This is a genomic window from Parafrankia sp. BMG5.11, assembly GCF_004337455.1.
Map to the genome: position 1 here is coordinate 18,267 of NZ_SJXI01000025.1, position 9,639 is coordinate 27,905.

The 9,639-nt window shown below is 70.5% G+C and carries 10 protein-coding genes; all 10 read left to right on the forward strand.

Going from position 1 to position 9,639, the window contains the following annotated elements; genetic code table 11:
• The first annotated feature begins 167 nt into the window (after positions 1-167).
• The 10 genes from E0504_RS17695 (at position 168) to glgA (ending at position 9,604) form a co-directional block, all read left to right on the forward strand.
• Positions 168-1,028, forward strand: coding sequence for a helix-turn-helix transcriptional regulator (locus E0504_RS17695; protein WP_373693911.1), 861 nt, complete (start codon positions 168-170; stop codon positions 1,026-1,028).
• Positions 1,025-2,437 (forward strand): Fe-S cluster assembly protein SufB, encoded by a 1,413-nt coding sequence (gene sufB, locus E0504_RS17700; RefSeq protein ID WP_071065497.1) that lies wholly within the window; start codon positions 1,025-1,027, stop codon positions 2,435-2,437. The genes E0504_RS17695 and sufB overlap by 4 nt, the downstream gene beginning before the upstream one ends.
• Positions 2,437-3,582 carry a Fe-S cluster assembly protein SufD gene (gene sufD / locus E0504_RS17705; RefSeq protein WP_071065496.1) on the forward strand — a complete coding sequence of 382 codons (1,146 nt, stop codon included), beginning with the start codon at positions 2,437-2,439 and terminating at the stop codon, positions 3,580-3,582. The genes sufB and sufD overlap by 1 nt, the downstream gene beginning before the upstream one ends.
• Entirely contained in the window at positions 3,579-3,923 is a 345-nt protein-coding gene (locus E0504_RS17710) for a non-heme iron oxygenase ferredoxin subunit (protein ID WP_071065495.1), read from the forward strand. The genes sufD and E0504_RS17710 overlap by 4 nt, the downstream gene beginning before the upstream one ends.
• 8 nt (positions 3,924-3,931) lie before the next feature.
• On the forward strand, positions 3,932-4,711 hold the full coding sequence (sufC, locus tag E0504_RS17715; protein WP_198541413.1) for a Fe-S cluster assembly ATPase SufC: 780 nt from the start codon (positions 3,932-3,934) through the stop codon (positions 4,709-4,711).
• Positions 4,708-6,033 (forward strand): cysteine desulfurase, encoded by a 1,326-nt coding sequence (locus E0504_RS17720; RefSeq protein ID WP_112107450.1) that lies wholly within the window; start codon positions 4,708-4,710, stop codon positions 6,031-6,033. The genes sufC and E0504_RS17720 overlap by 4 nt, the downstream gene beginning before the upstream one ends.
• Positions 6,030-6,485 carry a Fe-S cluster assembly sulfur transfer protein SufU gene (sufU, locus tag E0504_RS17725; RefSeq protein WP_071065492.1) on the forward strand — a complete coding sequence of 152 codons (456 nt, stop codon included), beginning with the start codon at positions 6,030-6,032 and terminating at the stop codon, positions 6,483-6,485. The genes E0504_RS17720 and sufU overlap by 4 nt, the downstream gene beginning before the upstream one ends.
• 2 nt (positions 6,486-6,487) lie before the next feature.
• Positions 6,488-6,871, forward strand: a complete 384-nt coding sequence (locus tag E0504_RS17730) for a metal-sulfur cluster assembly factor (RefSeq protein WP_071065491.1) — start codon at positions 6,488-6,490, stop codon at positions 6,869-6,871.
• A 255-nt stretch (positions 6,872-7,126) separates the two neighbouring features.
• Entirely contained in the window at positions 7,127-8,368 is a 1,242-nt protein-coding gene (glgC, locus tag E0504_RS17735) for a glucose-1-phosphate adenylyltransferase (RefSeq protein WP_112107453.1), read from the forward strand.
• A 48-nt stretch (positions 8,369-8,416) separates the two neighbouring features.
• Positions 8,417-9,604 (forward strand): glycogen synthase, encoded by a 1,188-nt coding sequence (glgA, locus tag E0504_RS17740; protein ID WP_071065489.1) that lies wholly within the window; start codon positions 8,417-8,419, stop codon positions 9,602-9,604.
• Positions 9,605-9,639: the final 35 nt, after the last annotated feature.

Here is a 9,639-nt window from a genome sequence, read left to right on the forward strand (position 1 = left end):
CGGACCGCTCCGGTCAGGGCGGACAGGAGCCCGCAGCCGCGCCCGGGTGATGTTCCGCGCGCGCCGGGCGAAGTGTCCCATCCGCCTGTGGGAGGGGTCCGATCGGGTATGTCCGAAGCGGTCGCATGTGACCTGGAAGACCCGACTTCTGTCGGTGACCCGACCCTATGAAGGAGATCACGGGCCCGTCAGGTGGGCGACGGCCGCCTCGGTTCGACCACGTCCTGGAAATAGGGCACACTGGTGTTGTGAAAAGCGAGCAGGAGGTGTCCACGGGCGCGACCGACGGTCGCACCCGGGATCGCCTCGTGCGGCTCCTGCTCGAACGCGGCCCGTCGACGGCCGCGGACCTCTCGCACGAGCTCGGGCTGTCGCCGGCGGCCGTCCGCCGGCATCTCGACGCTATGACCTCGGACGGCACCATAACGACCACATCGACCGTGGTCCACGGCCGGCGCGGGCGGGGCCGGCCGGCCCGGCGCTACACCCTCACCGAGGCCGGGCACCAGGCCGGCCCCACGGCCTACTCCGACCTGGCCGCCGGCGCGCTGCTGTTCCTCGCGGACGCCTGCGGCCCCGACGCGGTGGCCGAGTTCGCCCGGGTACGCGGGGTCGATCTGGAACGGCGGATCCGCGACGAGGTCGTCGCCGTGCCGCCGGCGGAGCGCCCGGAGGCGATCGCCGCGGCCATGACCCAGGCCGGGTACACGGCCAGCGTCTCCGAGCTGCCGAGCGGTACCCAGATCTGCCAGCACCACTGCCCGGTGCAGCACGTGGCCGAGCGCTTCCCCGCGTTGTGCGAGGCCGAGACGGCGATGTTGGCGCGGCTCCTCGACACGCACGTGCAGCGCCTGGCCACGATCGCCCACGGCGACGGCGTCTGCACCACACACATACCGGTGATCCCGGTGGAGTCGATCACGGTGCTCTCGCCGTCGGGGGCCTCCGGGCCAGCGGGCGCGGCGCCCGACAGGACCCCGTCCGGGCAGACATCACAACCATCCACCTTTCCGGAAGGTTCTCTATGACCACCTCTGCCGAGACCGCCCTTGAGGGCCTTGGCTCCTACCGGTTCGGCTGGGCGGATGCGGACGCCTATGCCGTCGACGTGGAACGTGGCCTCTCCGAGGCGGTCGTACGTAGCATCTCGGCGAAGAAGAACGAGCCGTCCTGGATGACCGACCTGCGGCTGAAGGGCCTGAAGCTCTTCGAGCGCAAGCCCATGCCGACCTGGGGTGCGGATCTGACCGGCATCCACTTCGACAACATCAAGTACTTCGTCAGGTCGACGGAGAAGCAGGCCGAGGAGTGGGCGGACCTGCCGGAGGAGATCCGGGCCACCTACGACCGGCTCGGCATCCCGGAGGCGGAGAAGCAGCGGCTGATCTCCGGCGTCGCGGCCCAGTACGAGTCGGAGGTCGTCTACCACAAGATCCGTGAGGACCTCGAGGAGCAGGGCGTCATCTTCCTGGACACCGACTCGGGGCTGCGCGAGCACCCGGAGATCTTCCAGGAGTACTTCGGCTCGGTGATCCCGGTCGGCGACAACAAGTTCGCCGCGCTGAACACCTCGGTGTGGTCGGGTGGCTCGTTCATCTACGTCCCGCCGGGCGTGCAGGTCGAGATCCCGCTGCAGGCCTACTTCCGGATCAACACCGAGAACATGGGCCAGTTCGAGCGCACCCTGATCATCGTGGACGAGGGCGCCTACGTCCACTACGTCGAGGGCTGCACCGCGCCGGTCTACTCGTCGGACTCGCTGCACTCCGCGGTCGTCGAGATCGTCGTGAAGAAGAACGCCCGCTGCCGGTACACGACCATCCAGAACTGGTCGAACAACGTCTACAACCTGGTCACGAAGCGGGCCGCCTGCCACGAGGGCGCCACCATGGAGTGGATCGACGGCAACATCGGCTCCAAGGTGACGATGAAGTACCCGGCGGTGTGGCTGCTCGGCGAGCAGGCCCACGGCGAGGTCCTCTCGATCGCCTTCGCAGGTGAGGGCCAGCACCAGGACGCCGGCGCCAAGATGGTGCACGCGGCGCCGCGCACCTCGTCCAAGATTGTCTCGAAGTCCGTGGCCCGCGGCGGCGGCCGGACCTCGTACCGTGGCCTGGTCCAGATCAACGAGGGCTCGCACGCCTCGCGGTCGACGGTGAAGTGTGACGCGCTGCTGGTCGACGCGGTCAGCCGCTCCGACACCTACCCCTATGTCGACGTCCGCGAGGACGACGCCTCCATCGGGCACGAGGCCAGCGTCTCCAAGGTCGGCGAGGACCAGCTCTTCTACCTGATGAGCAGAGGTCTGTCCGAGGACGAGGCGATGGCCATGGTGGTGCGCGGCTTCATCGAGCCGGTCGCCCGCGAGCTGCCCATGGAGTACGCCCTCGAACTCAACCGGCTCATCGAGCTCCAGATGGAAGGCGCAGTCGGCTGATGGCCGTCATCGATGCCACGGGACGCCCCCCGGCCCAGGCCGGCGCGGCTCCGCGTCCCGTTCGGTCCCGTGACCCCGAGGACCACGCAGTACCTGGCGGTCGCGAGGAGGCGTGGCGGTTCACCCCGCTGCGCCGCCTGCGCGGCCTGCTCAACGGCCCCGTCGCCGACTCCAAGGTCGACGTCTCGGTCTCCGCGCCGGACGGCGTCGAGATCGAGCGGCTCGCCCCGACCGACTCCCGGATCGGGCGCGTGCTCACCCCGGCGGACCGCCCGGCGGCGTTCGCCATGGCCCGTTCGGACGGCGGCCTGTCCGTCACCATCCCGGCCGAGGCCGCGCTCACCGAACCGGTGGTCGTGAGCCTGCGGGGCGACGGCGGCGTCTGCTACGAGCACGTGCTCGTCGAGCTCGGCCCGTTCGCCACGGCCACGGTCGTCCTCGACCACACCGGCAGCGCCACCTTCGCCGGCAACGTCGAGGTGTTCATCGGCCACGGCGCGGCGCTGACGTTCGTCACCGTCCAGGACTGGGCGGAAGACTCCGTCCACCTGGGCGCGCACGCCTACTCGGTGGGCCGCGACGCGCGGCTTCGCTCGTTCACCATCACCCTCGGCGGCGACCTCGTCCGGCTGAACCCGACCGTGGACTACCGCGGCCCCGGTGGTGACGCAGAGCTCTACGGCCTGTTCTTCACCGAGGCGGGCCAGCACCAGGAGCACCGCCTGCTGGTCACCCACGAGGCGCGGTCCTGCCGCAGCCGGGTCACCTACAAGGGCGCGCTGCAGGGCGAGGGCGCGCATGCGGTGTGGATCGGCGACGTCGTGATCGGTGCCGACGCCGTCGGCACCGACACCTACGAGCTGAACCGCAACCTGGTGCTCACCGACGGCGCGCGCGCCGACTCGGTGCCCAACCTGGAGATCCTCACCGGGGAGGTCGTCGGCGCCGGCCACGCCAGCGCGACCGGCCGCTTCGACGACGAGGCGCTGTTCTACCTGATGTCGCGCGGCATCCCCGCCGACGAGGCCCGTCGCCTGGTGGTCCGCGGTTTCTTCGCCGAGATCGTCGACCGGATCGACCTCCCCGAGCTGCGCGAGCGCGTCATGAGCCGGGTCGAGGAGGAGCTGGCGGCGGTGGGCGTATGACCAGCACGACCGACACGCACTGGCGGCGCGCCTGCGCCGCCGCCGACCTCGGCGACGAGGCCGCGCTCGGCGTCGAGATCGACGGCGAGCCAATCTGCGTCGTCCGCTCCGGCGGCCGGCTGTACGCGGTGCGCGACGAGTGCTCGCACGCCGACGTGCAGCTCTCCGAGGGAGAAGTAGAGAACGGCCTCATCGAGTGCTGGCTGCACGGCTCCCAGTTCGACCTCGCCACCGGCCAGCCGACGAGCCTGCCGGCGATCGACCCGGTGCCCACATACCCAGTGACCATCGACGGCGACGACGTCCTCGTCGACCTTCACACGAACCCGAAGCGAGGGTGACGACCGCGGTGTCTGTTCTCGAGATCCGCAACTTGCACGTGTCGGTGGACACCGACACGGAGGGCCCGCGCGAGATCCTGCGCGGGGTCGACCTCACCGTCCGCAAGGGCGAGACCCACGCGATCATGGGGCCGAACGGCTCCGGCAAGTCCACGCTCTCCTACTCCATCGCCGGCCACCCCAAGTACACGGTCACCGAGGGCACCGTCACCCTCGACGGCGAGGACGTCCTCGCCATGTCCGTGGACGCCCGCGCGCGGGCCGGGATCTTCCTGGCGATGCAGTACCCGGTCGAGGTGCCCGGCGTCTCGGTGTCGAACTTCCTGCGCTCGTCGGCGACGGCGGTGCGTGGCGAGGCGCCGAAGCTGCGCACCTGGGTCAAGGAGGTCAAGCAGGCGATGGCCGGGCTGGAGATGGACCCGGCGTTCGCCGAGCGCAGCGTCAACGAGGGCTTCTCCGGCGGTGAGAAGAAGCGCCACGAGATCCTGCAGATGACGCTGCTCGCGCCGAAGGTCGCCATTCTCGACGAGACCGACTCCGGCCTGGACGTCGACGCGCTGCGCATCGTCTCCGCCGGCATCGAGGCGGTGCGGGCCAAGGGGGAGACGGGCATCCTGCTCATCACCCACTACACCCGCATCCTGCGCTACGTGAAGCCCGAGTTCGTGCACGTCATGGCGGGCGGGCGGATCGTGGACGAGGGCGGTCCCGAGCTCGCGGCGACCCTGGAGGATTCCGGCTACGACCGGTACGTCAAGGGCGTGGAGCCGGCGGCGGCGGTCTCATGACCGTCGTCGAGACACGCGCGGCGGGAGTCGGCGCGCACGCCGGCGCCGGGTTCGACGTCGAGCGGGTCCGTCGCGACTTCCCGATCCTCGCCCGCACGGTGCACGACGGCCTGCCGCTGGTCTACCTCGACAGCGCCGCGACGTCGCAGAAGCCGCTGGCCGTCCTCGACGCCGAGCGGACCTACTACGAGCGGCACAACGCCAACGTGCACCGCGGTATCCACGTGCTCGCCGAGGAGGCCACGGCCCTCTACGAGGAGTCCCGGGACAAGATCGCGGCGTTCGTCGGCGCGCCCGACCGGCGCGAGATCGTGTTCACGAAGAACTCCTCGGAGGCGCTGAACCTCGTCGCCTACGCGATGAGCAACGCCGTCACGGGCGGTCCGGAAGCGGAGCGGTTCCGGCTCGGGCCGGGCGACGAGGTCGTCATCACCGAGATGGAGCACCACTCCAACCTGGTGCCCTGGCAGATGCTGTGCGCGCGCACCGGCGCCACCCTGCGCTGGATCGGTCTCACCGAGGACGGCCGGCTCGACCTGGCACACCTCGACGAGGTCATCACCGACCGGGCGAAGATCGTCTCCTTCGTGCACCAGTCGAACATCCTCGGCACGGTCAACCCGGTCGCGACGATCGTCGCCCGGGCTCGTGAGGTCGGGGCGCTCACCGTGCTCGACGGCTCCCAGTCGGTGCCGCACATGCCGATCGACGTCGTCGACCTCGGGGTGGACTTCCTCGCCTTCACCGGGCACAAGATGTGCGGGCCCACCGGCATCGGCGTGCTGTGGGGGCGGCGCGAGCTGCTCGAGGTGATGCCTCCGTTCCTCGGTGGTGGAGAGATGATCGAGGTCGTCACCATGGAGGCCTCGACCTACGCCGCTGCGCCGCACCGCTTCGAGGCGGGCACCCCGATGATCTCCCAGGCGATCGGCCTCGGCGCCGCGGTGGACTACCTCACCGGCCTCGGCATGGACGCGGTCGCCGCGCACGAGCACGAGATCACCGCGTACGCGCTCGACGCGCTCGCGGGCGTCCCGGGCCTGCGGATCATCGGACCGCCGACCGCCGAGGGCCGCGGCGGGGCGATCTCGTTCGCCCTGCGCGACTCCGAGGACCGCCCACTGCACCCGCACGACGTCGGCCAGATCCTGGACGAGCAGGGCGTCGCGGTGCGGGTCGGCCACCACTGCGCCCGCCCGGTCTGCCTGCGCTACGGCGTGCCGGCGACCACCCGGGCCTCGTTCCACCTGTACACGAACACCGCCGACGTCGACGCGTTGGTGGAAGGTCTCGGGCAGGTCAGGAGGTTCTTCCTGAGGTGAAGCTCGACTCCATGTACCAGGAGATCATCCTGGACCACTATCGCAACCCGCATCACCGCGGCCTGCGTGACCCGTTCGACGCCGAGGTGCACCACGTCAACCCGACCTGTGGCGACGAGGTGACCCTGCGGGTCAAGGTCGCCGACGGTGTCGTCGCGGACGTGTCCTACGAGAGCGAGGGCTGCTCGATCAGTCAGGCCTCGGCCAGCGTGATGGCCGACCTGGTGATCGGGAAGTCGGTGGCGGACGCGCTCGAGCTCGAACGCGAGTTCCTGGCGCTGATGCAGTCCCGCGGCACCCAGGAGGGCGACGAGGAGGTGCTCGAGGACGCGGTCGCGTTCGCGGGCGTCTCCAAGTACCCGGCCCGGGTGAAGTGCGCACTGCTGTCCTGGATGGCCTGGAAGGACGCCACCGCGCAGGCCACCGCCCTCGTCCCCGAGCAGGAGAAGTGACCATGAGCGAGACCGCCACCCCCACCGAGCCGGCGCGGGTCACCGAGAGGGCTGTCGTCGTGGAGAAGGCATCGTTCGACGACGTCGAGGAGGCCATGCGCGACGTCGTCGACCCCGAGCTCGGGATCAACGTCGTCGACCTCGGCCTGGTGTACGGCATCAACATCGCGGACGACAACACGGTCACCCTCGACATGACGCTGACCTCGGCGGCCTGCCCGTTGACCGACGTCATCGAGGACCAGACCCGCTCGGCACTCGTCGACGGGCCGGACAACCTGGTCAACGACGTCACGATCAACTGGGTCTGGATGCCGCCGTGGGGCCCGGACAAGATCACCGACGAGGGCCGGGAGCAGCTGCGCGCTCTCGGGTTCAACGTCTGATCTGTACCTGATTAGTACGGAGCGGCGGCCCGGGGCGGCACCCTGGGTCGCCGTAGCGTCGTAGCGTGACCTGACCGTTTTCTTACCTCGTGGCTAACTCTTTGACGTGCAGCCACTGACCCCAGTGGTCCCTTGTAGGCTCCGAGATGACCGGAATGCACACAGCCTGGGCACATGTTCGGGTGTGGTCATCCGGTCTGTGCCGGGGCGGATCCGTCCCGGATTCGGGTCGATCACGGGGAGCCGGGCCGAAGTATGCGCAGCCCGCGGGTGCTGGGTCTTGTCTTGGCGGGTGGCGCGGGAAAGCGCCTGGCTCCGCTGACCGCCGACCGCGCGAAACCCGCGGTGCCGTTCGGCGGGATCTACCGCCTGGTCGACTTCGTCCTGTCGAACCTGGTCAACGGCGGCTACCTGCGGATCGCCGTGCTGACCCAGTACAAGAGCCACAGCCTCGACCGGCACATCACGACCACCTGGCGGATGAGCAACCTGCTCGGCAACTACGTGACGCCGGTGCCCGCCCAACAGCGCCTCGGCCCGCAGTGGTTCGCCGGCAGCGCGGACGCCATCCACCAGTCCCTCAACCTCGTCCACGACGAGGCCCCCGACGTGGTCGTGGTCTTCGGCGCCGACCACGTCTACCGGATGGACCCGCGCCAGATGGTCGCCCAGCATCTGGAGACCGGCGCCGGGGTCACGGTGGCGGGGCTGCGCGTCCCCCGGTCGGAGGGCAGCGCGTTCGGGGTGATCCGCACCGCGGATGACGGGGTCACCATCGCGGAGTTCCTGGAGAAGCCGGCCGACCCCCCGGGACTGCCGGGCAGCCCCGACGAGATCTTCGCGTCGATGGGCAACTACGTGTTCACCACCGACGTGCTCATCGACGCCCTGCGCGCCGACGCCGCCGACCCGGAGAGCGTCCACGACATGGGCGGCAGCATCGTCCCGATGCTGGTCGAGCAGGGCACGGCCGCCGTCTACGACTTCGCCGCCAACCAGGTGCCCGGGGCGCTCGAGCGCGACCACGGCTACTGGCGGGATGTCGGCACCCTGGACTCCTACTTCGACGCGCACATGGACCTGTGCGCGCTCGACCCGGTCTTCAACCTCTACAACCGGGACTGGCCGATCTACACCAACGTCCCGCCGTCCATCCCCCCGGCGAAGTTCGTGCACGACACGCCGGGCCGGGTCGGCGTCGCCACCGACAGCATCGTCAGCAACGGTGTGATCATCTCCGGTGGCGCGGTGCGCCGCTCCGTGCTGTCCCCGGGGGTCCGGGTGAACTCGTGGTCGGTCGTCGAGAACGCCGTCGTGATGGACAACTCCGTCATCGGACGGCGCGCCGTGGTCCGTGACGCCATCCTCGACAAGAACGTGGTCGTCCCCCCGGGCGCGACCGTCGGGGTGGACAAGGACCACGACCGCGCCCGCGGCTACCAGGTCAGCGAGGCCGGAGTCACCGTGGTCGGCAAGGGCGTCACGATAGCGGACTGATCCGCTCCAGCGGACCAGGGCGGAACCGAGCGAAGGGCCGAGGAACGGATGCGGGTCGCGCTGTTCACACGTGAGTACCCGCCGGATGTCTACGGCGGCGCCGGGGTGCACGTCGAGTACCTCGCGCGGGAGCTGGCGCGGCTGGTCGACCTGACCGTGCACTGCGAAGGCGACCCGCGCCCATCTCCAGGCACCGCCGGCGCAGCCAGCACGGCCGCGGTCGAGGCGCACCGGCCCTGGCCGGCGCTCGATGGGGCGAACGACGCCCTGCGGATCGCCTCGATGGACCTGTCGATGGCGGCGGCGGTGGACCGTGCCGGCGGTGCCGACGTCGTGCACTCCCACACCTGGTACACCAACCTCGCCGGGCATCTGACGTCCCTCGTGCAGGGCATCCCGCACGTGATGACCGCGCACTCGCTCGAGCCGCGCCGACCGTGGAAGGCCGAGCAGCTCGGCGGGGGCTACCGGCTGTCGTCGTGGTGTGAGCGGGTGGCGATCTCCGCCGCGGCGGCTGTGGTGGCGGTCAGCGAGGGCATGCGCGCCGACATCCTCGACGCCTACCCCGAGGTCGACCCCGGGCGCGTGCATGTCATCCGCAACGGCATCGACACCGACGAGTACACCCCGGACAACCGCACCGACGTCCTCGAGCGGTACGGCGTGGACCCGGATCGCCCGTCGGTGGTCTTCGTCGGGCGCATAACCCGGCAGAAGGGGCTGCCCGTGCTGCTGCGGGCCGCGGCCCGGCTCGACCCGTCCGCGCAGCTCGTGCTCTGCGCCGGCGCTCCGGACACCCCCGAGCAGCTCGCCGAGGTCACCGGGCTGGTGGACGGCCTGCGCGCCAGCCGCGACGGCGTGGTCTGGCTGTCCGGCATGCTCGCCAAGCCCGAGGTGATCCAGATCCTGTCGCACGCGACGGTGTTCGTCTGCCCGTCCGTCTACGAGCCGCTGGGCATCGTCAACCTGGAGGCGATGGCCTGCGGTACGGCCGTGGTCGCCTCCCGGGTCGGCGGCATCCCCGAGGTCGTCGCGTCCGGCGAGACGGGCCTGCTCGTGCCACCGGACGACCCCGCGGCGTTGGCAGCCGCGATCAACGAGGTGCTCGCCGACCCCGGGCGCGCCGCCGCCATGGGCCGCGCGGGGCGGGACCGTGCCGTCGCCGAGTTCGGCTGGCCCGCGGTGGCCGAGCGTACCGCCCGCCTCTACGAGAAGGTCACCGGCAGCTCCGGTTGAACGGGCAGGTAGCGGTTCACGCGGCGTGATCTCGC